We start from the raw sequence: 26,215 nt of genomic DNA on the forward strand, positions 1-26,215 counted from the left end.
GGGCTAAAAGAATTCTCATAATTTTCACAAAAACAATTGACGATAAGCTTGCTTTTTGATAGGCTAGAAAGGAATGCTTTAAAGAATAAAGGAGGATATAGTGTTATTATGTCAGCTATTGGTTTACTAATCGCGCTGATCCCAGCTTTTGGCTGGGGAATTCAACCTTTGATTTTGAAAAAGATTGGCGGAACACCTGTCAATAGTATGTTGGGTTTTGGGATTGGATCTACCATAGTTGGATTATGTGTACAAATGCTTTACAGCCCTGCTGGTCTAAATAGTTCAGCGTTTTTGTTGAGTTTTATTTCTGGTATGTTTTGGGTTATTGGGCAGGCTGGACAAGTCTCTAGCTATGACATTATTGGTGTGTCCAAAACCATGCCCATTTCAACAGGTTTGCAGTTATTAGGCACGTCTATCATCAGTATGTTAGCCTTTGGAGAATGGGCTAGTCTTAGCTCAAAAATTTTTGGTTTTTTAGCGATTGCTCTATTGATATTTGGGGCTTATCTGACTTCTTTTGAAGAAGAAATTAAAGAAAAAGCCAATCGCCATTTGATAAAGGGTGTACAGATTCTTTTGTGGACTAGTTTTGGGTATTGGTTTTACAGTGCGGTGCCTAAGATGGTCAATGCGCAAGGGTTGTCAATGTTTTTACCTCAGATGTTAGGGGTGCTTGTTGGCTCTATCATCTATGCTTTCTTTAAAGAGCGCCAAGCTTTTTGGGCTAAAGAAAGTTGGCAATCTGTTGGCGTTGGATTGATTTTTGGGATTGCTTCATTAGCTTATATCTTCTCAGCTAAGTTAAATGGAGTCACTCTAGCCTTCATTTTAACACAGTTAAATGTGATTATCTCTACCTTAGGTGGTATTTATATCCTAAAAGAAGGAAAAAGCAAGCGAGAATTTCGTTTGACTTATCTAGGACTTTTGATTATCGTCGCAGCAAGCATTATGACAATTTTTTTATAATGAAGTGGACTCACACATGTATGTGTGAGTTTTTTTACGAATAGATAAAAGAGGAGTTAGCTTATGTTTGTTGCCTATAATCATTTGGGTCAGTACGTTAATGTGTTGGAAAAAGTTCCTGAAAAGGGTTCTTTTACTTGTCCACTCTGTCAAAAAGCGGTAGTCTTAAAGCGCGGATCAGTGATGCGTCCGCATTTTGCTCATGTTCGTCTAGAGGCTTGTCATTTTTCAGGGGAGAATGAATCAGCAGAGCATCTTAGTTTGAAGGCGGCATTATATCATGCCTTAGTAAAATCTGCCAAGGTTAGTGTGGAGACTGTCTTGCCTGAAATTGACCAGATTGCGGATATTTGGGTCAATGATCATCTGTCTTTAGAAGTTCAGTGTAGTCGTTTATCTCAAGAAAGGTTGATAGAGCGTACGAAAGCTTACCAGACGGCAGGTTATCAGGTGTTATGGTTATTAGGAGAGCGCTTGTGGCTGAGAGATCGTTTGTCGCCTTTACAAAAGCAATTTCTCAATTTTTCAGCCAATATGGGATTTTATTATTGGGAGTTGGATGCTAAAAAGCGATGTTTACGCTTAAAATACCTTATTTATCAAGATATGAAGGGACGTTTATATTATAAAACGAAGACGTGCTCGTTTGATGGGGATATTTTAGCTTTTTTACGTTTACCCTATCGTCTGAAGAAGGTTGAGAGCTATCGCGTTAAGCAAGATGATAAGATACAGGACTATATTCAGTTGAAACTTTATCAAAACAATAACTATTGGCTAAAAGAGCAAGAAAAAGCCTATATGGCAGGGGATAACCTCTTGACGCGCTCTTTAGCTGATTATTATCCTCAGATAAGGCCTATTGAAAAAGGACAGGAGAGTTGCTTAATTACACAGGATTTGCAGCCTTTTTACCGACAATTTGAACGTTATTATCAAAAAGAAGGTTATCAAACACATCAAACCCTTTACCCTCCAGCCTTTTATGGTAAAATAGAAGAAATGGGAATTTAAGGAGGTTACTATGTCAGACAATCGTTCGACTATTGAGGAAAAGTACACTTGGGACTTGACCAGTGTTTTTGCCAGTGATAAGGACTGGGAAGTAGAATGGGAATCCCTGTCTAAAGCTTTAGACGAAGCTAAAAACTATGCTGGTCATCTACTAGATTCTCCCGAGTCTTTGCTAACTATAACAGAGCTTAACTTGGAGTTGTCACGTCGTATTGAGACGGTCTATGTCTATGCATCTATGAAAAATGACCAGGATACTACTGTAGCCAAATATCAAGAATATCAGGCTAAAGCTACTAGTATCTATGCGAAGTTTAGCGAAGTCTTTGCTTTTTATGAGCCAGAATTCATGGCTTTGTCAGAGAAGGAGTATCAAGATTTTGTTCAAAGAGAGCCTCGTCTAGCCGCTTATGCGCATTTCTTTGAGACTTTATTTGTTCAAAAAGACCATGTCTTATCACAAGCAGAAGAAGCTTTGTTGGCTGGAGCAGGTGAGATTTTTGGAGCAGCAGGTGAGACCTTTGAGATTTTAGACAATGCTGATATTGTCTTTCCTTTGGTGCATGATGAAGAGGGCAAGGAAGTACAACTGAGCCATGGAAACTTTATCAGCTTGATGGAGTCAAAAGACCGCACAGTGAGAAAAGAAGTCTATGAAGCGCTCTATCAAGTCTATGAGCAGTACCAACATACTTACGCTAAGACCCTTCAAACCAATGTTAAAGTTCATAACTATACGTCTCGTGTACGTCATTATACATCGGCTCGCCAAGCAGCCTTAGCTGCCAATCATATTCCTGAGAGTGTCTATGATACCCTTGTTGAAGCAGTGCATGAGCATCTTCCGCTATTACATCGTTATATGCGTCTTCGCCAAAAAGTACTTGGCTTAGATGACTTGAAAATGTATGATGTGTATGTACCATTATCTGAGATGGATATGTCTTATAGTTATGAAGAAGCTCTTGATAAAGCAGAGTCTGTTTTAAGTATCTTTGGTCAAGAGTATAGCGATTATGTCCATAAAGCTTTCACAGAGCGTTGGATTGATGTCCATGTCAATAAAGGAAAACGCTCAGGTGCGTATTCTGGTGGTTCTTATGACACGAATGCCTTTATGTTGTTGAATTGGCAAGACACGCTAGACAATTTATTTACCTTAGTGCACGAGACAGGACACAGTTTACATTCTAGCTTTAGCCGTGCTTATCAGCCATATGTCTATGGTGATTATAGTATCTTTTTAGCAGAGATTGCCTCTACGACCAATGAAAATATTTTAACAGAGACATTGCTGAAGGAAGAAACAGACCCTAAGAAACGCTTTGCTATTTTGAACCATTACCTAGATGGCTTTAAAGGGACAGTCTTTCGTCAAACGCAGTTTGCTGAATTTGAGCAAGCCATACATCAAGCCGATCAAGAAGGTATTGTCTTGACGAGTGAATACCTGAATAATCTCTATGCTGAGCTAAATGAACGCTATTATGGTTTGGCTAAGGAAGATAACCAACTGATCCAATATGAGTGGGCACGCATTCCGCATTTTTACTACAATTACTATGTTTTCCAATATGCGACAGGCTTTGCAGCCGCTAGTTATTTGGCGGAGCGTATCGTTCATGGCAGCCAAGAAGATAAAGACGCTTATCTTGATTACCTCAAGGCAGGTTCTTCTGATTATCCGCTTAATGTCATTAAAAAAGCAGGTGTGGATATGGAGCAAAAAGACTATCTCAATGCTGCATTTGCAGTCTTTGAAGAGCGCTTGAGTGAGTTAGAAGCACTTGTGGAGCAGGGAGCTCACCTATAAGAATTAGACAAAAACTAGAGAAATGTCCTCTAGTTTTTTAGTTGTTGTGAAAAAGATCTTGTCATTTGTCAAAAAGCCATGTAAAATAGATTTCGGACCAAATAATTGTCCCTTACTTTGAAAAATGTTACACTTATAAAGAAAATAACAAGCAGTAAAAGGAATTGGATACAGTTGTTGGGAGTATAGGATGTTTGGTGTCATAGGCGATATCGTAAATGAGTTTTCGATTAGAAGAAGAGGTATCTGCGTGTGACCTTCTATGTATGATAATGAGACGTGCTTAGACTAGGTGAACAGTTGAGTCAACTCCCAACTTGTTAATCTATATCCTCCAGATAATCTGAACAATGCGAGTGATAGTGAGTTGAAAGCGTTATTATAAAAGGAAGCTATATCCTTAGTGATCCTTTAAAAACAACTCTGCAAAGAAGATTATGTGGGCTAAATCTAGGAGGTTACCATGAAATTATCTATCCTAAATCTAGTACCAATTCGGCAAGGAAGTCACTATCAAGAGGCTGTTTTGCAGATGAAGCGTTTAGCTCAAAAAGCAGAGCAAGAGGGCTATGAGCGTTACTGGATTGCTGAGCATCACAATACCACAACATTTGCTAGCTCGGCGACACAATTGTTGATTCAAGAGGCACTCAGTGCCACAGAGCATATCCGTGTGGGTTCTGGTGGTGTCATGTTGCCAAACCATAGCCCTTACTTAGTTGCAGAGCAATATGGAACGCTAGATAGTCTTTATCCTAACCGTCTTGACTTGGGCTTGGGCAGAGCTCCTGGGACAGATAGAGAAACAGCAAGGGCTTTGAGACGCTCACCTATTGATAATACACATCAGTTTGATGAGGATATTAGAGAGTTGCGGAGCTATTTTGAGGGAACAGCGTCGGTACACGCCTATCCAGCTGAAGGTCGTGAGGTCCCTTTTTATGTGTTGGGTTCTAGTACAGATAGTGCTTTTTTAGCTGCAAAATTAGGGCTTCCTTATGCTTTTGCGGCACATTTTGCGCCCAATATGATGGAAGAGGCGATTAGTATTTACCGATTACGCTTTCAGCCGTCTAAGTATTGTCAACGGCCTTATGTGATTTTAGGGGCTAATGTCATTATGGCAGACAATCCAGATTTGGCAGCGCATTTAGCGACCAGTCAAGTCCAGCTCTTTGTGGACATTGTCACAGACAAGCAAATGGGGCTTCGCCCACCTGTCGAAGATGAGGAGACTGTTTGGCGTCAACTGATGGCCATCAAGGGAGTTCCTCATTTTGGCCCAGTAGCTTTTAGTGGCGGTAGCTTTATTCATCAAGAGCGAAAATTAGTAGAGCGTATGTCTGGCTTGAGCCTTATAGGCGATAAAGAGACTATCACGAAACAATTATTGGACTTAAAGAGAACCGTTCCGATTGATGAATTGATGGCTGTGACTTACATTTATGATGAACAAGCCCAGCATCGCTCTGTCGAGTTGTTGGCTGAGGTCATCAAGGAAAATAGATTATAAAGGAGTACTAGATGACAGCTTTTATCTGGGATCTTGATGGGACATTGATAGATTCTTATCCCGCTATTATGGAAGCTTTAGAGGAGACCTATGCTTATTTTTCCTTGGGTGAGTGGCAAGCCCAGCGTGTTCATGAGCTTATTTTAGAGACTTCAGTAGGCGCTCTTTTAAAAGAGCAAGCAGAGCGTCATCAGATACCATTTGAGACTTTGCGACAATTTTTTGATAAGGAGCAGACCAAGCGTGACGATAAGATTGTGTTGTTACCTCATGCTAGAGAGATACTTGATTGGGCATCTAGACAAGGTATCACGCAATATATGTACACGCATAAGGGAGCTAGTACGTCTCAAGTGTTAAACGAACTAGGGATAGATGCTTATTTTACAGAAGTATTGACGGGTGTTTCTGGTTTTAAGAGAAAACCGCATCCGCAAGCAATCCTATATATCATGGATAAGTATCATCTCAATCCTGAGACAACTTATTACATCGGAGATCGTTTGCTTGATTTAGAAGTGGCTAGAGCTGCTGGTATCAAGTCCATCAATCTCAGTCAAAAGACAAATGCCTTTAATCAAAACATAAAGGATTTATCAGATATAAAGACCATCTCATTGTAAGAAAGCGGAATGCTTTCTTTTTTATCGAAAAACCGTTGACATTTTTTATCCTAGGATATATAATATCTTTAGAACAAACAAGAAAAGAGGAAAACGATGACAAAGGTTGTATTATTAGGTGGTAATGGTTATATTGGTCGTCAGGTGATGCGTGAGTGGCTAAAGAGAGATGATAAGCTTATCTGCTATGTGGTTGCACGCTCTGAAGCTAAAGAAGCTTTTGATGCGCGTGTGCACTACATCCAAGCTGATGTGGCAGATGTAGTGCTGTTGAAGGAAGCTTTACCAGATAGGGTTGATTATATCGTTGATTTTGTAGGCAGACCAGAAGCAAATCCTAAACGTTTTAGAGAACTGAATGACCTGCCTGCTCAGACGATGCTAGAGTTAGCTCAGCTAAAACAAGCAAAGGCTATGGGTTTTATAGGAGGTAGGCTTGGTCCTAAGTCATTTATTCAAGGGAAAAAGCGTATTATAGAGGCGTTATCAACAAGTGGTATTCGATTAGAAGTGGTAGAGCCTACTATTGTCTATGGAGAAGATCGAAAGGATCTTATGGCAAAGTTAGTGCCTTTGTTACAAGTGCTAGGACGTGTCTTTAAGTCTGTCTCTCCTGTATATGTTGGTGATGTAGCTCAGGAATTAGTCGATAAATTGATAGGGTAAGGTAGATGAAAAAGCGTGTTATTGTTGAAGAGTGGATAGATGCACCGATAGAGCAAGTATTTGATTGGTTTTATAAGTCAGAAAACTTTAAACAATCGCCGATTGTCTTTAGCTCTAAATGGCGACAAGGTAAGCATAGTATTGGTGCTAGGCGTGATATTATCATGATAGCAGGCTGGTATTTTGAGGAGATTACAGCTGTTTCTTATCAGCGCTTTATTCGTTATCGTGTCATTAAGTCCTTTCCAAAGGTCAGACAGGATTTCACTGAAATAGCCTTTGTAGAAGGGGCTGATGGTGTCTTAGTTCGATGGACCATTGATGTTGAAGTACCTATTAAGTTGATAGGAAAAGGCTTGAGCGAACTGGCTGGTAAAGTGGCTGGGCTTTTATATCGCAGTATCATACGTGCTGGAAAGAGAGTGTTAGAAACAAATGAAAATTCCTAAAAGTCTTGAGCAGACGATCTATGTCCTACTGATGTTAGCCCTTCAAAAAGGGCATACGCCTGTCAAAAGTCATGTTCTTAGCCATATCTTAGGTGTATCAGATTCTTATTTGAAAAAGATTTTGATGACCTTGACAAAAGCAGGTCTAGTCACTTCTAATGCTAGTAAATTGGGTGGTTATCAATTAGCTAAATCTATCGAGGATATTAGCTTGGCTGATGTTATGAAGGCTATTGATGGGGCAAAAGAAATACAGTTTAACCACTTGTCAAAAGCTATTTTTGAAGATGAGGAGCATGTCTTAGAAGGTGAGGATAAGATTAAAAGTAGCTTAGTGTTAGGTTTTACAGCGTTTTACGAGTCTCTTGAGCAGTTAAAATTGGCAGATTTGTTGCATCGTTATGCTTATCAGGAGGGCTATATTGATTGGAATGAACGGATGTCATCATTTTAGAGCCTTAATCTAGTTTTCTAGTAGATTTTTGATATAATAGAGAGTATGGTAGAATCATATTCAAAAAATGCAAACCACAATATGAGACGTCCTGTCGTCAAAGAAGAAGTGGTAGCTTATATGCGCGAGCATCAACGTCAAAATACAGGCTTTTTAGCGGAGTTAGAGACATTTGCTAAAGCTGAAAATATTCCTATCATTCCTCATGAAACAGTCGCTTATTTTCGTTTATTGATGCAGACCTTACAACCAAAATCAATCCTTGAAATAGGGACAGCCATCGGCTTTTCAGCACTTTTAATGGCAGAAAATGCTCCTTTAGCAAAGATTACAACCATTGATCGTAATGAAGAGATGATAGGGTTTGCTAAAGCTAATTTTGCTAAGTATGATAATAGGCAACAAATTACGCTTTTAGAGGGTGATGCGGTTGATTTATTGCATGATTTAGAGGATACTTATGATTTTGTCTTTATGGATTCAGCTAAATCAAAGTACATTGTCTTTTTACCAGCGATTTTAGAGCGTGTCAAAACAGGTGGTATTATCGTAATGGATGATGTCTTTCAAGGTGGCGATATTGCCAAACCAATTATGGAAGTTCGCCGTGGACAGCGCACCATTTATCGTGGTTTACAGCGTCTTTTTGAAGCGACACTAGACAATCCAGACCTGACAGCTAGCTTGGTACCTCTAGGAGATGGTTTATTGATGTTACGTAAAAATGCTGATAAGGTTCATTTGGGTGAAAATTAAGCACATTTTAAGAAAGTATGGTATAATAGGGCAGATTGATGTATGCTATGATTAGTACACGTCTGCATTTTATGGAGCAAGGAGATACAATTCATGATGACTAAACGCCGCAAATTTGCAGCAGGCTTGGTGACTATCTTATCGGTAGCGACACTTGCAGCTTGCTCTTCGACCTCAAAAGACTCTTCAGTGATTACCATGAAAGGTGACACTATCACAATAGGTGAGGTTTATGATCAGGTTAAAAATAACACTGTAACGCAACAAGCTGTATTGACCTTGACGCTTCAACGTGTGTTGCAATCACAATATGGTGACAAAGTCACTGACAAAGAAGTGAGCGAGGCTTATAACAAAGCTGCTGAGCAGTATGGTACTTATTTTTCAGCTATCTTAGCACAACAAGGCATGACAGCAGAGACTTACAAACAACAAATCAGAGTTCAAATGCTGGTCGAAGCTGCTGTTAAAGAAGCTGCTGAAAAAGAATTGACAACTGATAACTATAAAAAAGCCTTTGAATCTTACGTGCCAGACACTAAGATTGAAGTGATTAAGTTGGATTCAGAAGATTCGGCTAATGCGACGCTTTCAGAAGTTAAGGCTGAGGGAGCTGACTTTGCAGCGATTGCTAAGGATAAGACAACTGAGACTGATAAAAAGTCTGAATACACTGTGAATTCTTCAACAAGCACATCTACGTTGCCATCAGCAGTGCTTAGTGCAGCTTTATCTCAAGACGCAGGTGCAACGTCTGATGTCATCACAGTAACAGGAACAACATCGTCATCATACTACATTGTCAAGGTTGTTAGCCGTGAAGATAAGAGTGACAACTGGAAAGACTATAAGAAACAATTAAAAGCCATCATCTTAAATCAAAAAGAGACCGATCAAAACTTCCAAAACCAAGTGTTATCAGAAGTGCTTAAAAAAGCTAATGTCAAGGTCAAAGATGCAGCCTTTAATAGTATTATGTCTGCTTATATCAATAATAGCTCTGTAAGCTCTAGTGCTTCAACAGATGCCTCTTCAAGTGAAAGTGAAGCATCAAGCAGTAACTCAGAAGAGAGCACAAGTACGTCTGAAGAGACTGCAAATAGCGATGAGAACGCAAGCACAGAGGCTCAAGAAAGTGAAACACAAGAGTCACAAGCACAGTAGTTACTTGACCAAGTCTCAAAAAGACAGTATAATATAAAACGGTTGCTATGCTTTTAGCACCTTACTATCAAGAGGATATCTTTAAAGACTGGATACAGAAAATTGGCGGTAGCTGCGAGCCAAGGATGGTCATAAGATTGGGCTACTTGGTGGTCATATTATAGACTAATGAAGAATGACAAGTTCATTGAATGAAGGTGGTACCGCGGTTTTTCGCCCTTCGTTAGATGAGCTTGTTTTTTGTAGGTAAAGAAGATGAAACAGTTTGCTATTAAGCAAAAAATGTGGTCATTAGGTGGACGTTTTATGATTGTTGATGAGATTGGAGCTCCTTGTTACGAGGTGGAAGGGAGTTTATTTAAACTCTCAAAAAGCTACACCCTCTACAATAACCAAGGGCAGGCTGTCAGTCGATTGACAAGGTTATTGTGGCATATCATGCCACATTTTAAGGTAGTATTAGCTACTGGTCACTCTTTTATGGTCAAGAAAGATTTTCGTTTATGGCGATCTCACTATACTATCCTTGGTTTAGATATGGAGGTACAGGGAAATGTCTGGGAGATGTCTTTTCAATTGTTAAAGGATGGACAACTCATCGCTGAGATTTCTCAAGAGTGGCTACGATTAACATCTACTTACAAGGTGATCGTTTATGATGAGAGGTATAGCGATTTGGTATTGTCGTTAGTGATTGCCATTGACTATGTTAAGGAACAAAAGGCAAAAGCCTACTAAATGATAGAGGAGATACAGATGAAACAAATGACAAGTGCGCAAGTGCGCCAAATGTGGTTAGATTTTTGGAAATCAAAAGGGCATTCCGTTGAACCTTCAGCGAATTTGGTGCCTGTCAACGATCCGACCTTACTATGGATCAATTCAGGTGTTGCAACCTTGAAGAAATACTTTGATGGCTCCGTTATCCCAGAGAATCCGCGTATTACGAATGCGCAAAAAGCCATTCGTACTAACGATATTGAAAATGTCGGTAAAACAGCTCGTCATCATACGATGTTTGAGATGTTAGGAAACTTTTCAGTTGGTGATTATTTCCGTGACGAAGCTATTGAATGGGGCTATGAGCTTTTGACAAGTCCAGAGTGGTTTGATTTTCCTAAGGATAAGCTCTATATGACTTATTACCCAGAAGATAAAGATTCTTACAATCGTTGGATTGCGCTTGGTGTGGATCCTAGCCATCTAATTCCGATTGAGGATAACTTCTGGGAAATCGGTGCTGGACCTTCTGGACCAGACACTGAGATTTTCTTTGACCGTGGTAGCGATTTTGACCCTGAGAATATCGGTATCCGTCTTTTAGAAGAAGACATCGAAAATGACCGCTACATTGAGATTTGGAATATCGTTTTGTCACAATTCAATGCAGATCCAAGTGTGCCGCGCTCTGAATATAAAGAGCTGCCACACAAAAACATTGATACGGGTGCCGGACTTGAGCGCTTGGTGGCTGTTATCCAAGGGGCAAAGACTAATTTTGAAACTGACCTTTTCATGCCTATCATCCGTGAGATTGAAAAGCTCTCTGGTAAGACCTATGATCCAGACGGTGACAATATGAGCTTTAAGGTCATTGCTGACCATATTCGCTCTCTAGCTTTTGCTATTGGTGATGGGGCTCTTCCAGGTAATGAAGGGCGTGGTTATGTCCTTCGTCGCTTGCTTCGTCGTGCGTCGATGCATGGACAAAAATTGGGAATTGACGGACTTTTCCTTTATAAATTAGTGCCAACAGTTGGGCAAATCATGGAAAGCTATTACCCAGAAGTGCTAGAAAAGAAAGATTTTATTGAAAAAATCATTAAAAGTGAAGAAGAGTCATTTGCGCGCACCATCAATACTGGTCAGCATTTTGCAGAGCAGTTGATGTCACGCTTAGAAGAAGAAGGTAAAACAGAGATTTCTGGTCAAGATATCTTCAAACTTTATGATACTTACGGTTTCCAAGTGGAATTAACCGAAGAATTAGCTGAAAATCGTGGCTTTACTCTGGATTATGCTGGATTTGAAAAAGCTATGAAAGAGCAGCAAGAGCGTGCGCGTGCTAGTGTGGTCAAGGGTGGCTCTATGGGTATGCAAAACGAAACCTTATCAGGCATTACAGAGCCGTCTGCCTTTGACTATGAGCATCAAGAGCTAGATGCGACCTTATCTGTTATTGTGGCTAACGATACACGCTATGATATGATTTCAGAAGGTCAAGCTCTTCTTGTCTTTGATAAGACGCCATTTTATGCTGAAATGGGTGGTCAAGTAGCTGACCATGGTGTGATTTTAAATGCTAAGGGTGATCTTGTAGCGCAAGTCACAGATGTCCAAAAAGCACCAAATGGTCAAGCACTCCATACAGTTGAAGTTCGTGCTTCTTTAGCTGTTGGTGATACTTATCATTTAGTTGTTGACCATGAGCGTCGCAATCGTATCATGAAAAACCATACAGCTACTCACCTTCTTCATGCTGCCCTGCACCATATTATTGGTCAACATGCGACACAGGCTGGCTCTCTTAATGAAGCAGAATTTCTACGTTTTGACTTTACGCATTTTGAAGCTGTTTCAAGTGAAGATTTGAAGCGTTTAGAGCGTGAAGTCAATGAAAAAATCTGGGAAGCTATTCCTGTAACGACGGTTGAGACAGATATTGATACGGCTAAAGAGATGGGCGCTATGGCTCTCTTTGGTGAAAAGTATGGTAAAGAGGTTCGCGTTGTCTCTATTGGTGACTACTCTGTTGAGCTATGTGGGGGAACACACCTCAAGAACACGTCTGAAATTGGTATTTTCAAGATTGTCAAGGAGGAAGGTATTGGCTCAGGGACACGTCGTATCCTGGCTGTGACAGGACGTGAAGCTTACATGGCATTTCGTGAGGAGGAAGAAGCCCTCAAGAGCATTGCAAGTACGCTAAAAGCGCCTCAATTACAACAAGTACCAAGCAAGGTAGAAGCTCTTCAAGAAAATCTGCATCATCTGCAAAAAGAAAATGCAGCCTTGAAAGAAAAAGCGGCAGCGGCTGCTGCAGGTGATGTCTTTAAGGATGTCAAGGAAGTATCAGGCAAACGCTATATTGCAACACAAGTCTCAGTTTCTGATGCGGGAGCCCTTCGTACTTTTGCAGATCAGTGGAAACAAAAAGATTATTCAGATGTTCTTGTCTTAGTGGCAGCTATTGGGGATAAGGTAAATGTCCTGGTTGCTAGTCAATCAGCGGATATTCACGCTGGAAATATGATTAAATCATTGGCGCCAATCGTTTCAGGACGAGGTGGCGGAAAAGCTGATATGGCCATGGCAGGTGGTTCAGACGCATCGGCCATTCCAGAATTATTAAAAGCAGTAGCTGATTTTATTTAAAAAAGAAAACTATTATACGGACTGATAAAGTTGTATAATAGTTTTTTATATGTTATATTGTTATAGTATGTTTAAAACATCACTATCTTTTAGTAAAGGAGTTTATCATGACGAATACCTTACGTGTGAGTTTCCCTCAATGGCAAGGGGGAAATCGTCCAGAATATTATTTGGGAGCTCAATTACTAGATTTTTTGGCCCCTAAGACGACACAAGAAACCCTTTATATCCCTGTTAGTCAGGAATCAACCGCAGAGACTAAAAAAGACGGGATTGTAGCTAAAGAGCAATTGTTGAGCCAGACAAAGATAGCTCTTGAGAAGATTGGCTCTAAAAATCCTGATAAGCTGGTCATTTTAGGCGGCGATTGTAGTGTTGATTTAGCCCCATTTGCTTATCTGTTAGAGAAATATGGTCCTGAGAAGACTGGTATTTTGTGGATAGATAGTCACATGGATATTTTCACCCCTGAGACATTTGAAAACTATCATGCTATGGTGGTCACGAGTTTATTAGGTGAAGGGGATAAAGACTTTGCCAATCTTGTGGCTCAAAAGTTGCAGCCAGATAATATTGTCTATGCAGGCATCAATGACCCCAGCGAAAAAAATCGTGAACTGTACGATAAATATCGCTTTAAAACCTTTGATAAGAAAGAGGTAGAAGACACTCCAAATCTTATCGTAAAAGCCCTTAAAGAGAGAGGGATTGAGCATTTGATGATTCATTTTGACTTAGATGTGCTGAGCCTGAATGAGTTTAGAGCGACTTATTTTGCAGAATTACCCATTTATGATAAGAGTCGTCAACATTTGCCAGAAGCCACAAGTCTAAAAGGTGTGGTTAATCTGATCCAAGAAGCGGATAAGGCCTTTAATCTCGTAGGGCTAGGTATCACAGAGCATCTACCTTGGGATGCCATTATTCTCCAAAAGATGTTAGCAGAGTTGCCATTGATTAGCGAATCTTAAAAAAATCACCCTTGTTAAAGGGTGATTTTTTAATTAACTTCTAATAACTTTGGCGATGATAGGATAATAATGGTTAGGCTGATGACCGTGATAGACCATGTTAGTAAACCAGTTGTGCCATTGACACTAATGGAGTAGGCTACTGCTCCGACACCTTTTGGTGCGTAAGAGCCCCAAAAAAGCACGCCTGCGTAAAAATGTAAGAGGTAGCGAACGAAACAAGCTATGAAGGCTGCTAGGTAAGCTGTTAAGAGTACTTTTGTGCGCTGTTTTTCTTTAAGATAAACTTGGATACGCCCAGAAAAAAGACCAGCAAGCCCCATAACTGTAAACGCAAAGATATATTCAATGAAGGCTTGATAGGGTGTCAATATATAGGCTTTTCCTAAAACAAAATGCAACAAACCCCAGATAAACCCACTGATTAGCCCATACTTTAAGCCACGTCTAAGGCTAATAAAGATAAGAGCAATAGCCCCAAATGAAGGGGTGAACCAAGAGGCAAAGTCAGGGATAAGTGACAATACCATAGCCAAAGCGGCAAAGAGAGCGGCTTCGACAAGAGCGGTGCGGTTAGATGACTTAGACATAAAAACTCCTCTCAAATCAGAAAGGAGTGTTGTGTCGATAGTTTACAAATAGGTATCTACTAGTAACGTCACAATCCCTACGCTCGTCCTAACGAGATCAGGTTAGAGGATTTCGCAAAAAGGCGATCTCAGCTCAAGGCACTCCCTTGTGATATGTAATTGCTTACAAGTTTATCATAAAAGGATAAGCTTGTCAATGATAATATCTCATCTACTCTAAGCCGTACTGATAATCACTATCTTGCATGGCTTCTACAGTCCCTAGTAAGTAGCCATTTCCGACTTGAGAGAAGAAGTCGTGGTTAGAGGTACCTGTTGAAATACCATTCATAACAATAGGATTGACATCATCTGCCGTATCAGGGAAAAGTGGGTCCTGCCCTAGATTCATCAGTGCTTTATTGGCGTTATAGCGTAAAAAGGTCAAGACTTCTTCGGTCCAACCGACTGAGTCATAGAGTGAGTGAGTGTAAGCTTCCTCATTTTCATAGAGTTGATAGAGAAGGTCATACATCCAGTCACGAAACTCACTTTGTTGCTCTTCTGAAAGCTCGTTAAAGCCAAGTTGGAATTTATAGCCGATATATGTCCCGTGGACAGACTCATCACGGATGATGAGTTTGATGATTTCAGCGACATTAGCGAGCTTATTATTACCAAGATAGTAAAGCGGTGTGAAAAAGCCTGAGTAAAAGAGGAAGGTTTCCAGATAAGTAGAGGCAACCTTCTTTTGAAGAGGACTACCATTTTGGTAAATCTCGTTGATAATCCGTGCTTTTTCTTGGAGGTATTGGTTGTTGTTTGTCCACTCAAAGATGTCTTCGATCTCACTTTTGGTGTTAAGCGTTGAGAAGATAGAGGAGTAGGATTTGGCGTGGACAGACTCCATAAATTGAATATTATTAAGAACGGCTTCCTCATGAGGGGTACGGACATCGGCACGAATGGCTTCGACACCTGATTCTGATTGCATGGTATCAAGAAGAGTTAAGCCTCCAAATACCTTTCCGACCAAGTCTTTTTCCTCATCAGAGAGCTTACGCCAGTCATCAAGGTCATTTGAGAGGGGAATACGAGTGTCGAGCCAAAATTGCTCTGTCAGCTTTTCCCAAGTTGATTTATCAATAAGATCTTCAATTTCATTCCAATTGATGGCTTGATAATAGGTGGTCATGTGTATCTCCTTAGATTCAGAGGGTAAATAGAAGGGGCTTAGAACATTGAGTGTCTAGACTTGCTATCCGTTATGACTTCTTGGATACTATCCTAATGCTCAATAATTTTGTCATTGTCATCAAAACGGAAAAAATCCATGGTGACGTAGTCTTTATTATCAGGATGCCCCCAACTTTGATGGGTATGTAGCGCTACAAGATCACCTTCAGCAATCACACGTAAAAAGCGGATACTTTTATCAGGATATTCTTCTTGCATGCGGTTAAAATAAGCGATAAAACCGTCTTTGCCGTCTTCGACTAGAGGGTTGTGTTGGAAGTAGTTATCACCGACATAATCAGCAACAGCTTGTTATGGGTTACCTTCAAAAGCAGTACGGTAAAAATTGACTGCGGCTTCTTTACGTTTGTTTTCCTTAGTCATGAAACTCTCCTTTTAGTGGCTAAATAACGCAAGACTCACACTGGTTAGCGCCGACTTCATCTCCATCGTCTGTAAAGGTACGAATATAGTAGATCGATTTTAAGCCTTTGTTGAAGGCGTAGTGGCGTAAAATAGAGAGGTCACGTGTGGTTTGCTTGCTTTGTGTCTTCCACTCGTAGAGTCCTTCAGGAATGTCACTGCGTAGGAAGAGGGTAAGCGATAACCCTTGATCGACATGCTCTGTTGCAGCAGCATAGACATCGATGACTTTACGCATATCCATGTCATAAGCTGAGGTATAGTAAGGAATAGTGTCTGTTGAAAGACCAGATGCTGGGTAGTAGATTTTACCGATTTTCTTTTCTTGACGCTCTTCGATACGTTGTGTAATAGGGTGAAGAGAGGCAGAGACATCGTTGATATAGCTGATAGAGCCATTAGGAGCAACAGCTAAGCGGTTTTGATGGTAAAGCCCATCTGTCATGACAGCTTGACGGAGTGCCTCCCAATCGCTTGCCTGTGGGATAAAATGATCTTTAAAGAGCTCTTTGACTAGAGGGCTCTTAGGTACGAACTGTCCTGTCACGTATTTATCAAAGTAAGTGCCGTCAGCATAGCGCGATTTGTCAAAATCAGCAAAGCGTTCCTGGCGTTCACGTGCGATAGCATTTGATTCTACTAAGCTCCAATAGTTCATCAGCATGAAGTAGATATTGGTGAATTCGACAGATTCAGGACTACCATAAGCAATATGGTTTTGAGCAAAGTAAGAGTGTAGTCCCATAGCACCAAGACCGATAGTGTGTGCGCTACTGTTGCCATTTTTGATAGTTGGGACAGCTTCGATATTAGAGTTATCTGTCACAAAAGTAAGGGCACGTACCATAGCACGGATAGAAGCACCAAAGTCAGGTGATGTCATCATATTCACGACATTGGTTGAGCCGAGGTTGCATGAAATATCAGTTCCAAGTTCTTCAAATTCCTGTGCATCATTGATACGGCTAGGTTTTTGAACTTGAAGAACCTCAGAGCAGAGATTGGACATGATGATTTTGCCATCAACAGGATTATGACGGTTAGCGGTATCGATATTGATGATGTAAGGATAGCCAGACTCTTGCTGCAATTTAGAAATCTCAGTTTCAAGGTCACGTGCCTTAATTTTAGTTTTAACGATGTTAGGATTAGCTACCATTTCATCATATTTAGCAGTGATGTCGATGTAGTTGTATGGCAGGCCATACTCGCGCTCTAGCGAATAGGGGCTAAAGAGATACATATCATCGTTGTTACGGACCAACTCGTAAAACTTATCAGGAACAGTAATTCCAAGTGAGAGGGTCTTAACGCGTACTTTTTCATCGGCATTTTCTTTTTTGGTTGATAAAAAGTTGAGAATATCAGGATGAAAGACATCTAGATAAACGGCGCCAGCTCCTTGACGTTGACCGAGCTGATTAGAATAAGAAAAACTATCCTCAAATAACTTCATGACAGGTACGACCCCAGAAGCAGCACCAGCATACCCTTTAATAGGAGCGCCAGCTTCACGAAGGTTGCTAAGAGAAATCCCTACACCACCTCCGATACGTGAGAGTTGAAGGGCAGAGTTGATGGAGCGTCCGATGGAGTTCATATCATCAGTAACTTGGATCAAAAAGCAAGAGACAAATTCTCCGCGTCGGCTACGTCCAGCATTTAAAAAGCTAGGTGTCGCAGGTTGATAGCGCTGGTTAATCATCTCAGTTGCCAAACGACGCGCTAACTCCTCATTGCCATCAGCAAAATAAAGGGCATTAAAGAGAACACGGTCTTCAATGCTTTCTAAATAGTAGTTGCCATCATTGGTTTTGAGGGCATATTGTTGATAAAATTTATACGCAGCCATAAAAGATTTAAAGCGAAACTGATGAGCTTTAAGTTCTTTTGACAACTCTTCGATAAAAGCAGGTTGATATTTTTGAATAAAGGCTTTTTCAATATAATCATGCTCTATGAGGTAGCTAATTTTTTCAGTAATAGATGTAAATGCCATGGAATTTGGAAGTACATTTTCATGAAAAAAAGCACGAAGAGCTTCTTTGTCTTTATGCAGAGGAATTTGTCCATTGATAGGACGGTTAATTTCATTATTTAAGCGAAAGTAAGAGACATCGCCCAATTCTTTTAAACTCATAATATTTCCTTTTCAAATGAAGTGATGTGTTGGTTTTAAATGATTTCTTTTAGCTTACTAGGTTGAAAACCAGAAAAACGTACCTCACCAGCTTCAATAACTGGAGCAGCTTTGAAACCAAGATTAACCAGATAAGCGATTTTATCAGGTTGTTCGTCGATGTTGATTTCTTCAAAATCAGCATTGTGTTGCTCGAGGAATTTCTTAGTCATTTTGCATTGCATACAGTTGTTTTTTGAAAACAAAGTAATCTTAGCCATGGTTTCACTATCTCCTTTGTAATGTGATACCTAAATAGCATATCTAAATATAGTCAAAAAAGCAAGGATTTTTTCTAGAAATACTATATATAGTGTAGAGTGTTTATTTATAATGCTAAATATGGGGTTTTATCAAATCAAACTCTGATGTTAAAACACTCTTAAAAGCGCAGTAAGTATTCTTTAGGATAGGTAATCTTAGCTAGACAATACCCTCTAAAATGTATAAAAATAACAAGGTCTTTATTATATGTAGAAAAGGAGAAATTATCTAAAAATAATAAAGTGAAATAAGCCGTTTGACATTTTAATCTTGAAAAAGGGTTTAGCTTATGTTATAATTTTAACTTGTAAGGGTTACCATACAGATAACCCAATATTTACTATTATTTAAAATAAAGGAGAATCCATTATGGCTTCAAAAGATTTCCACATTGTTGCAGAAACAGGTATCCACGCACGTCCAGCTACTTTGCTTGTTCAAACAGCTAGCAAATTTGCTTCAGACATTACACTTGACTACAAAGGTAAATCAGTAAATCTTAAATCTATCATGGGTGTTATGAGTCTTGGTGTTGGTCAAGGTGCAGATGTGACTATTTCTGCTGAAGGTGCTGACGCTGACGATGCTATCGCAGCTATCGAAGAAACAATGACAAAAGAAGGATTAGCGTAAATATGACAGAAATGCTTAAAGGAATTGCTGCATCTGATGGTGTTGCCGTTGCTAAAGCATATCTACTTGTCCAACCGGATTTGTCATTTGAGACTGTTACAGTTGAAGATACAAATGCAGAAGAAGCTCGCCTTGATGTAGCCTTAAAAGCATCACAGGACGAGCTTTCTGTTATCCGTGAAAAAGCAGTAGATAGCCTTGGTGAAGAAGCTGCAGCCGTATTTGATGCTCACTTAATGGTTCTTGCTGACCCAGAGATGATTGGTCAGATAAAAGAGACAATTCGTGCGAAACAAGTTAACGCAGAGAGTGCTCTGAAAGAAATCACAGACATGTTCATCACTATTTTTGAAGGCATGGAAGATAATCCTTACATGCAAGAGCGTGCTGCTGATATTCGTGACGTTGCTAAGCGTGTTTTAGCGCATCTCTTGGGTGCTAAATTACCAAATCCTGCTACCATTGATGAAGAGTCTATCGTGATTGCTCATGATTTGACACCTTCTGATACAGCACAGTTAAATAAAGCTTTTGTTAAAGCGTTTGTGACAAACATCGGTGGACGTACAAGCCATTCGGCTATTATGGCACGTACTCTTGAGATTGCTGCTGTTCTTGGTACAAATGATATTACTGAGCGTGTTAAAGATGGCGATTTGATTGCTGTTAACGGTATTACTGGTGATGTTATCATCAACCCTACAGATGAGCAAATTGCTGAATTTAAAGCTGCTGGTGAAGCTTATGCTAAGCAAAAAGCTGAGTGGGCTTTATTAAAAGACGCAAAGACTGTAACAGCAGACGGTAAACACTTTGAGTTGGCAGCTAACATCGGTACACCAAAAGATGTTGAAGGTGTTAACGATAATGGTGCTGAGGCTGTTGGACTTTATCGTACAGAGTTTCTTTATATGGACTCTCAAGATTTCCCAACTGAAGATGAACAGTACGAAGCTTATAAAGCGGTTCTTGAAGGAATGAATGGCAAACCTGTTGTCGTTCGTACAATGGATATCGGTGGTGATAAGGAGCTTCCTTACTTTGATCTTCCAAAAGAGATGAATCCATTCCTTGGTTTCCGTGCGCTTCGTATCTCTATCTCAGAGACTGGTAACCAAATGTTCCGTACACAGCTTCGTGCTCTTCTTCGTGCTTCTGTACATGGTCAATTACGTATCATGTTCCCGATGGTTGCGTTACTAAAAGAATTCCGTGCAGCTAAAGCTATCTTTGAAGAAGAAAAGGCTAATCTTAAAGCAGAAGGTGTTGCCGTTTCAGATGATATAGAAGTAGGTATCATGATTGAAATTCCAGCAGCAGCTATGCTTGCGGACCAATTTGCTAAAGAAGTTGATTTCTTCTCAATTGGAACAAATGACCTTATTCAATACACAATGGCGGCAGATCGTATGAACGAGCAGGTATCATATCTCTACCAACCATATAATCCATCTATCCTTCGTTTGATTAACAATGTGATCAAAGCAGCTCATGCAGAAGGTAAGTGGGCAGGTATGTGTGGTGAGATGGCTGGTGATCAGACTGCTGTTCCGCTTCTTGTTGGTATGGGACTCGATGAGTTTTCAATGAGTGCTACTTCAGTTCTTCGTACACGTAGCTTGATGAAGAAACTTGATACAGCTAAGATGCAAGAATATGCGAACCGTGCTCTCACAGAGTGCTCAACTATGGAAGAAGTTATTGAACTCGGTAAAGAGTATATTGGCTTTGGCTAAACTTGATAAAAAGCTAGTTTCCACTTTGGAAGCTAGCTTTTTTGTGCTCTTTCTTCATTAAATGTCACAAATATGAGAAGTGTTTCTATTGATGAAAAAAATTAAATGTGATATAATATGAGATGGAAAATAATAATCAATTGGAGAGAAGGGGAGTATATGAATTCCAAAAAACATAAAGGAATGGATTGGTATGCGACAAAGCAACGCTTTTCTATTCGTAAGTATCATTTTGGTGTAGCAAGTGTCCTTTTGGGAGCAGTTTTAGCAACTGGGACTGTGGCTATTCAAAATGTTCAAGCAGATGAAACAACCGTTAGCACAGTTGTCGCTAACACTGAAAACCAAGTAACAACTGATGAAACACAAACGAGTGAGTTGCAAGCTCAATTAGCATCTTCTGAGAGCCAAACTCTACCCGTCTTAACAGAGTCAACTGTTGAGATAGGCTCAGAAGTCTCTTCAGTTACTGAGCTGGTCAGTGAGCCTGAAGTTTTAACAGAAGATACAGAGTATATTGTAGAAAGTGAAAAGGCCTCCTCGGGAGTTTTGGTTAATGCTAACGACAGTTTAGGTGAGGTTCAAACACCTATGAGAGAAGAGATTGACATGATGGAAGAGGAAGTTATCTCAGAAGGGGTTGAGGCTGAGATTTCTGAGTTGCCTGTACTATCTGAAGAAGCTTCTAAGGAAATACCTCAAAAAAAAGAAATTGTTGATACTTCTCTGCAAGTTTCAAATGAAGTAGTAGTTAGTGAAAGATTAAAAATCCAAAAAAATCTTCAAGAAACGGCATTAGTCAAGCGAAGAGATGAGCGAGATCTGTATACTACTACATTACCAACGTTACGTTCAGTAACATTCAGAGCTAGTCAATCGTCTGATGAGGTTCAGGTATACAGTCAGGTTCAAAGTTTTTCTGATAAACCTGGTGGAACGATTTCGGACTTTAAGGGTTATGTGGTAAAGAGTGCCCATACACCTACAACAGATAATATTCGTTTTGAATTTGATTATACGCCAACAATTGCTGCTGGACGGACAACAGAGGTTCCCTTTGTGTTTGGGATTGGTTATTCGGCCAACTTTAAACTAGTGCAAAATAGTCTTAAAGTAAATGGGCAAACCGTTCCGTATTATAAATCAGATAATGGTTCTGAGTGGTACTGGTCTTCCAGTCAGAAAGTCCGTATTGGTCAGAAAAATAGAGTAGAATTTGTAGCGCAAGCAGTTACAGAAAAAATTCACTATAGTAATGTTAACCCAACGATTGGTACAGCTAATACAGGGAACTATAACCGTTTCTTTTATCCCTTATCAGGTGATGCCATTGTTCGGAATACAACCACTGGTACTGTAAAGTTTGATGCAAAAACATTCCAAGAAACGATTGAGGAAATTGAGGGACCTAAGTTACCGGAGCCTAAGGTAGAAACTTCTGCAATTCCGTTTACAACAGAATACAAGGCAGATGAAAGCCTAGAGGTTAATACTCAAGCGACAGAGCGTGAGGGTGTAGACGGTGAACAGACAGTCACGACTACCTACAAAAAAGAAGGGACAGAGATTGTTGAAACCAAGGGTGAGCCAGTCGTTACCAAAGAACCGGTTGCGAAGATTGTTAAAGTTGGTACGAAGCCAACTGTTGTAACAGAAACAATCGAGTTTAAGACAGTTTATCAAGATGATCCAAGTATGAATCCTACTGATCCAGAAGTGCTTGTCACGGAAGGAAAAGCGGGTCAAAAGACAACGACTACAACATATCGCTTGGATGAGAAGACGGGAACTGTCACTCCAAATACGCCAACTGAAGAAGTTGTAGCAGCAGTGGATCGTGTTGTTCGCCGTGGTGTTGGTCAAGAAAGCAAGATTGCTTTTGAAACTACTTATGTAGCCAATGAGAATTTGGAAGCTGGTCAACAAGAAGTTGTGACAGAAGGTGTGGAAGGAACACGCCATCCAAATGGCGAAGTTCTTAAGGAGCCTGTGACTAAGGTTGTTCAAGTTGGAACAAAACCAAAAATTGAAGTGACTGCTATTGCCTTTGAGACGATCTATGAAGAAGATCCAAATATGAAGGCGACAGATCCAGAAGTTGTTCTTGTGGAAGGACAAAACGGAGAAATCGTAGTTACAACGACCTATACGCTAGATACTAAGACAGGGACTCTTAGTGAAAATGAGCCAACTGAAAAAGTTACAGCACCTGTCAATCGTGTGGTCAAACGCGGTGTTGGACAAGAAACAACTATTCCATACAAGACGGTCTATCAAGCAGATGAAACTCTTGAAGCTGGTGAAAAACAAACCAAAACACAAGGTGTTACTGGTGTTATGCAACCTGATGGTAGCATCAGTAAGCAAGCTGTTGATGAACTTATCTTAGTCGGAACTAAGCCTAAAGTCGTAGAAGAGATGATTGCTTATGAGACATTCTACGAAGCAAATGATGAACAGCCGCTAGGTGATGAACGCATCAAGAATACGGGTGTTAAAGGATTAATTGTTACTACAACGACTTATACTTTAGACACGACAACTGGGAACGTAACAGCTAGTGAGCCAGTTAGTGAGACAGTTCGTAAGGTTATCAATCGTATCGTACGTCTAGGTACAAAGCCAACTGAAAAAGAAACAGCAATTGCTTATGAGACCGAGTATGTGACAGACGACAAGATGGGGATTGATGATCCAGAAGTTGTTGTCCAAGAAGGTCAAGCAGGTAAGCGTGTTGTTACAACGACTTATAAGGTAGATAAGACAACAGGGGCAGTAACACCAGACAAGGAAGTAGAAACTTCTACTCCAGCGGTCAATAAGATTGTTAAACGTGGTGTCGGTAAAGAGACAATTATCCCTTACAATACTTTCTATGAAGCTGATGAAACGCTTAATGTTGGTGAGCGTGTTGTCACTAAAAAAGGTGAGCTTGGACTTCGTCATCCCAATGGAGTCATTACTAAGACAGCTGTATCAGAATATGTCAAAGTTGGTACAAAACCAACTGTAAGTACAGAAGTGATTGTCTATAAGACAGTTTATCAAGATGATCCAACTATGAAGACAACGGATCCTGTCGTTCTGGTGACAAAAGGTCAAGATGGTCTCAAGACAAGTACAGTGACTTACACCCTTGATACTATGACAGGTAATGTTATTGCTCAAGCACCTCAAGTGACGACAACTCCAGCAGTCGACGAAGTGATTAAGCGTGGTGTTGGTGAGGACACAGTGCTTTCTTATGCGACTGTTTATGTGGCTAATGATAAGCTTGACTATGGTAAACGTCAAACAGTGACCAAAGGTGAGACAGGACTTCGTCATCCAAATGGTACAGTGACTAAAGCAGCAGTTGATGAGGTAATTGCTGTTGGTACTAAGCCAGAAGTGACTGAAGAAAGCCTAGCATACAAAGTCATTTACCAAGATGATCCAACTATGAAAGTCAGTGAGCCTCAAGTTGTACTTGTCAAAGGTCAAGATGGCTTGAAAGTGACAACGGTGACTTACACTCTAGATACAAAGACAGGAGATGTCACTCAAAATACCCCAGACATCAAGCTAACTGCGGCAGTTGACGAAGTGATTAAGCGTGGTGTTGGTGAGGATACAGTACTTTCTTATGCGACTGTTTATGTGGCTAATGATAAGCTCGACTATGGTAAACGTCAAACAGTGACCAAAGGTGAGACAGGTCTTCGTCATCCAAATGGCACAGTGACCAAAGCAGCAGTTGATGAGGTAATTGCTGTTGGTACTAAGCCAGAAGTGACTGAAGAAAGCTTAGCTTACAAAGTCATTTACCAAGATGATCCAACCATGAAAGTCAGTGAGCCTCAAGTTGTACTTGTCAAAGGTCAAGACGGTTTGAAAGTGACAACGGTGACTTACACTCTAGATACAAAGACAGGAGATGTCACTCAAAATACCCCAGACATCAAGCTAACTGAGGCAGTTGACGAAGTGATTAAGCGTGGTGTCGGTGAGGACACAGTGCTTCCGTATGATACTCTTTATGTAGCTAACACAGCAGTTGATAGAGATGTTAGGGTAGTTAAACAAGCTGGACAACACGGACTTCGCCACCCAAATGGTACAGTCACTAAAGAGCCTGTGACTCTTATTATTGAGGTAGGGACAAAACCTACGGTTGTCGAAGAGACATTGGATTTTATCACCGTTTACCAAAATGATGCGAGCATGAAAGCTAGTGAGCCAGAAGTTCTTGTTAAAGAGGGGGTTCTTGGCAAGAAAATCAGTACGACGAACTATACCTTAAATGAAAAGACAGGCGAGGTGAGCTTGTCACCTGTTCAAGTTGAGCTGATTCCTGCTGTGAATCGTATTGTGAAGCGTGGTATCGGTGAAGACACCGTGTTGCCGTATGAGACAAGCTATATCGCTGATGAAACGATGGCTGTGGGCAGACGTCAGTTGGTGACTAAAGGTGAAAATGGTGTCCGTCATCCAAACGGTACAGTCACAAAAGAAGCTGTTACAGAAGTGGTTAGAATCGGTACAGAACCTATCACAAATCTTGAAAAATTACCATATAAGACAATTTATCAAGATGATGCTACTATGAAAGCAGATGATCCAGAAGTGATCGTCGTGGCAGGTAAGACTGGGCTTAAGACAACAGTGACTACATTTACGTTAGATACTAAGACAGGTGATGTGACAGCAAATGAACCTCATGTGCTTACAGTAGATGCTGTAGATGAGGTGATTAAGCGTGGTGTTGGAGAAGATACACTGCTTCCATACAAGACAGTTTTTGTGGCAAATGCTGAGCTTGATTATGGTATTCGTAACGTTGTTGTAGAAGGTATCGAAGGTATTCGTCATCCAAATGGTAGCATTACCAGAGAGGTCGTAAATGAAGTGATTGAAGTAGGTGTCAAACCTCACATCACAGAAGAGATCCTTGCTCATAAGACGATTTACCAAGATGATCCAACTATGAGCGTTAACGATCCAGATGTTATTGTAGTGGAAGGTGTTGATGGCAAACGTATCATCAAGGTCACTTATCTTCTTAATGAAGAGACTGGTGAGGTTACTGCACAAGTTTCTGAGCAATTGATTGCTCCTATTGATGAGGTGATTAAGCGTGGTATTTGTGAGCCAGCTCCACTTCCAGAGCCATGTCCTGCCCCAATTACAGAACCATGCCCTACTCCTATGGTAGAGGTTGTAGAAGAGCAAGAAGCGCCAGTTGTGGCTGAAATGCTTCCTGAGACAGGCGATGACAATTCTGCAGCAGCAGTAGGTGTCGGTGCTATTCTTCTTGGTATGATTGGTCTATCAGGTATATCTGGTCGTAAAAAATCAGAAGAGTAAGCTTTATAGCTGATAAAAACTATCTTCTCCTATGAGAAGGTAGTTTTTTGTTATTA

20 protein-coding genes, 1 pseudogene and 1 riboswitch are annotated in these 26,215 nt (G+C 40.4%); of the genes and pseudogenes, 16 read left to right on the top strand and 5 right to left on the bottom strand.

The features are described from left to right. Positions 1–117 precede the first annotated feature (117 nt). The 13 genes from ACLN19_RS04145 to ACLN19_RS04205 all read left to right on the top strand — a co-directional run bounded on the left by ACLN19_RS04145 (position 118) and on the right by ACLN19_RS04205 (position 13,773). A complete protein-coding gene (locus ACLN19_RS04145; protein WP_413383639.1) occupies positions 118–975 on the top strand; it encodes a GRP family sugar transporter in 858 nt (285 codons plus the stop codon). Positions 976–1,038: 63 nt separating this feature from the next. Then, positions 1,039–1,989 (top strand): competence protein CoiA, encoded by a 951-nt coding sequence (locus tag ACLN19_RS04150; RefSeq protein ID WP_413383589.1) that lies wholly within the window; start codon positions 1,039–1,041, stop codon positions 1,987–1,989. Positions 1,990–1,999: 10 nt separating this feature from the next. Further along, positions 2,000–3,802, top strand: a complete 1,803-nt coding sequence (pepF, locus tag ACLN19_RS04155; RefSeq protein ID WP_413383591.1) for an oligoendopeptidase F — start codon at positions 2,000–2,002, stop codon at positions 3,800–3,802. A 463-nt stretch (positions 3,803–4,265) separates the two neighbouring features. Beyond that, positions 4,266–5,315, top strand: coding sequence for an LLM class flavin-dependent oxidoreductase (locus tag ACLN19_RS04160; RefSeq protein WP_413383593.1), 1,050 nt, complete (start codon positions 4,266–4,268; stop codon positions 5,313–5,315). Between the two features lie 11 nt (positions 5,316–5,326). Beyond that, the gene (locus ACLN19_RS04165) at positions 5,327–5,938 is read left to right on the top strand and encodes an HAD-IA family hydrolase (RefSeq protein WP_413383595.1); all 612 of its coding nucleotides are present in this window, start codon (positions 5,327–5,329) and stop codon (positions 5,936–5,938) included. Positions 5,939–6,034: 96 nt separating this feature from the next. Further along, positions 6,035–6,604, top strand: coding sequence for an NAD-dependent epimerase/dehydratase family protein (locus tag ACLN19_RS04170; protein WP_413383598.1), 570 nt, complete (start codon positions 6,035–6,037; stop codon positions 6,602–6,604). A 5-nt stretch (positions 6,605–6,609) separates the two neighbouring features. Next, positions 6,610–7,053 (top strand): SRPBCC family protein, encoded by a 444-nt coding sequence (locus ACLN19_RS04175; RefSeq protein ID WP_413383600.1) that lies wholly within the window; start codon positions 6,610–6,612, stop codon positions 7,051–7,053. After that, positions 7,040–7,507 (top strand): RrF2 family transcriptional regulator, encoded by a 468-nt coding sequence (locus tag ACLN19_RS04180; RefSeq protein WP_413383602.1) that lies wholly within the window; start codon positions 7,040–7,042, stop codon positions 7,505–7,507. Before ACLN19_RS04175 ends, ACLN19_RS04180 begins: the two co-directional genes overlap by 14 nt. 45 nt (positions 7,508–7,552) lie before the next feature. Continuing rightward, positions 7,553–8,263, top strand: a complete 711-nt coding sequence (locus tag ACLN19_RS04185; protein ID WP_413383604.1) for an O-methyltransferase — start codon at positions 7,553–7,555, stop codon at positions 8,261–8,263. Positions 8,264–8,359: 96 nt separating this feature from the next. Continuing rightward, positions 8,360–9,427, top strand: a complete 1,068-nt coding sequence (locus ACLN19_RS04190) for a peptidylprolyl isomerase PrsA (RefSeq protein WP_413383641.1) — start codon at positions 8,360–8,362, stop codon at positions 9,425–9,427. 255 nt (positions 9,428–9,682) lie between these two features. Then, positions 9,683–10,165, top strand: coding sequence for an LURP-one-related/scramblase family protein (locus ACLN19_RS04195; protein WP_413383606.1), 483 nt, complete (start codon positions 9,683–9,685; stop codon positions 10,163–10,165). 18 nt (positions 10,166–10,183) lie between these two features. Further along, positions 10,184–12,802, top strand: a complete 2,619-nt coding sequence (alaS, locus tag ACLN19_RS04200) for an alanine--tRNA ligase (protein ID WP_413383608.1) — start codon at positions 10,184–10,186, stop codon at positions 12,800–12,802. Positions 12,803–12,909: 107 nt separating this feature from the next. Then, the gene (locus ACLN19_RS04205) at positions 12,910–13,773 is read left to right on the top strand and encodes an arginase family protein (RefSeq protein WP_413383610.1); all 864 of its coding nucleotides are present in this window, start codon (positions 12,910–12,912) and stop codon (positions 13,771–13,773) included. 29 nt (positions 13,774–13,802) lie between these two features. Here the strand turns inward: ACLN19_RS04205 and thiT are convergent, their stop codons facing one another. From thiT to nrdH, 5 genes and pseudogenes are all read right to left on the bottom strand, one after another. After that, the gene (gene thiT, locus ACLN19_RS04210; RefSeq protein WP_413383612.1) at positions 13,803–14,363 is read right to left on the bottom strand and encodes an energy-coupled thiamine transporter ThiT; all 561 of its coding nucleotides are present in this window, start codon (positions 14,361–14,363) and stop codon (positions 13,803–13,805) included. Between the two features lie 57 nt (positions 14,364–14,420). Then, positions 14,421–14,519, bottom strand: a riboswitch (TPP riboswitch). A gap of 55 nt (positions 14,520–14,574) precedes the next feature. Beyond that, positions 14,575–15,537 carry a class 1b ribonucleoside-diphosphate reductase subunit beta gene (gene nrdF, locus ACLN19_RS04215; RefSeq protein WP_413383614.1) on the bottom strand — a complete coding sequence of 321 codons (963 nt, stop codon included), beginning with the start codon at positions 15,535–15,537 and terminating at the stop codon, positions 14,575–14,577. A 92-nt stretch (positions 15,538–15,629) separates the two neighbouring features. After that, positions 15,630–15,875 (bottom strand): annotated as a pseudogene (locus ACLN19_RS04220) (nuclear transport factor 2 family protein); the annotation flags it as partial. A 106-nt stretch (positions 15,876–15,981) separates the two neighbouring features. Then, positions 15,982–18,141: a class 1b ribonucleoside-diphosphate reductase subunit alpha gene (gene nrdE, locus ACLN19_RS04225; RefSeq protein ID WP_413383616.1), complete on the bottom strand. Its 2,160-nt coding sequence runs from the start codon at positions 18,139–18,141 to the stop codon at positions 15,982–15,984. A gap of 35 nt (positions 18,142–18,176) precedes the next feature. Next, positions 18,177–18,401: a glutaredoxin-like protein NrdH gene (gene nrdH / locus ACLN19_RS04230; protein ID WP_413383618.1), complete on the bottom strand. Its 225-nt coding sequence runs from the start codon at positions 18,399–18,401 to the stop codon at positions 18,177–18,179. Between the two features lie 412 nt (positions 18,402–18,813). Here nrdH and ACLN19_RS04235 point away from each other — a divergent pair, with 412 nt between their 5' ends. From ACLN19_RS04235 to ACLN19_RS04245, 3 genes are all read left to right on the top strand, one after another. Next, positions 18,814–19,077: a phosphocarrier protein HPr gene (locus ACLN19_RS04235; RefSeq protein ID WP_413383620.1), complete on the top strand. Its 264-nt coding sequence runs from the start codon at positions 18,814–18,816 to the stop codon at positions 19,075–19,077. 2 nt (positions 19,078–19,079) lie between these two features. Further along, positions 19,080–20,813, top strand: a complete 1,734-nt coding sequence (gene ptsP / locus ACLN19_RS04240; RefSeq protein WP_413383621.1) for a phosphoenolpyruvate--protein phosphotransferase — start codon at positions 19,080–19,082, stop codon at positions 20,811–20,813. Between the two features lie 159 nt (positions 20,814–20,972). Further along, positions 20,973–26,159, top strand: coding sequence for a G5 domain-containing protein (locus ACLN19_RS04245; protein WP_413383623.1), 5,187 nt, complete (start codon positions 20,973–20,975; stop codon positions 26,157–26,159). Positions 26,160–26,215 lie beyond the last annotated feature (56 nt).

The organism is Streptococcus lishijunsis (assembly GCF_047290665.1).
GTDB lineage: Bacteria > Bacillota > Bacilli > Lactobacillales > Streptococcaceae > Streptococcus.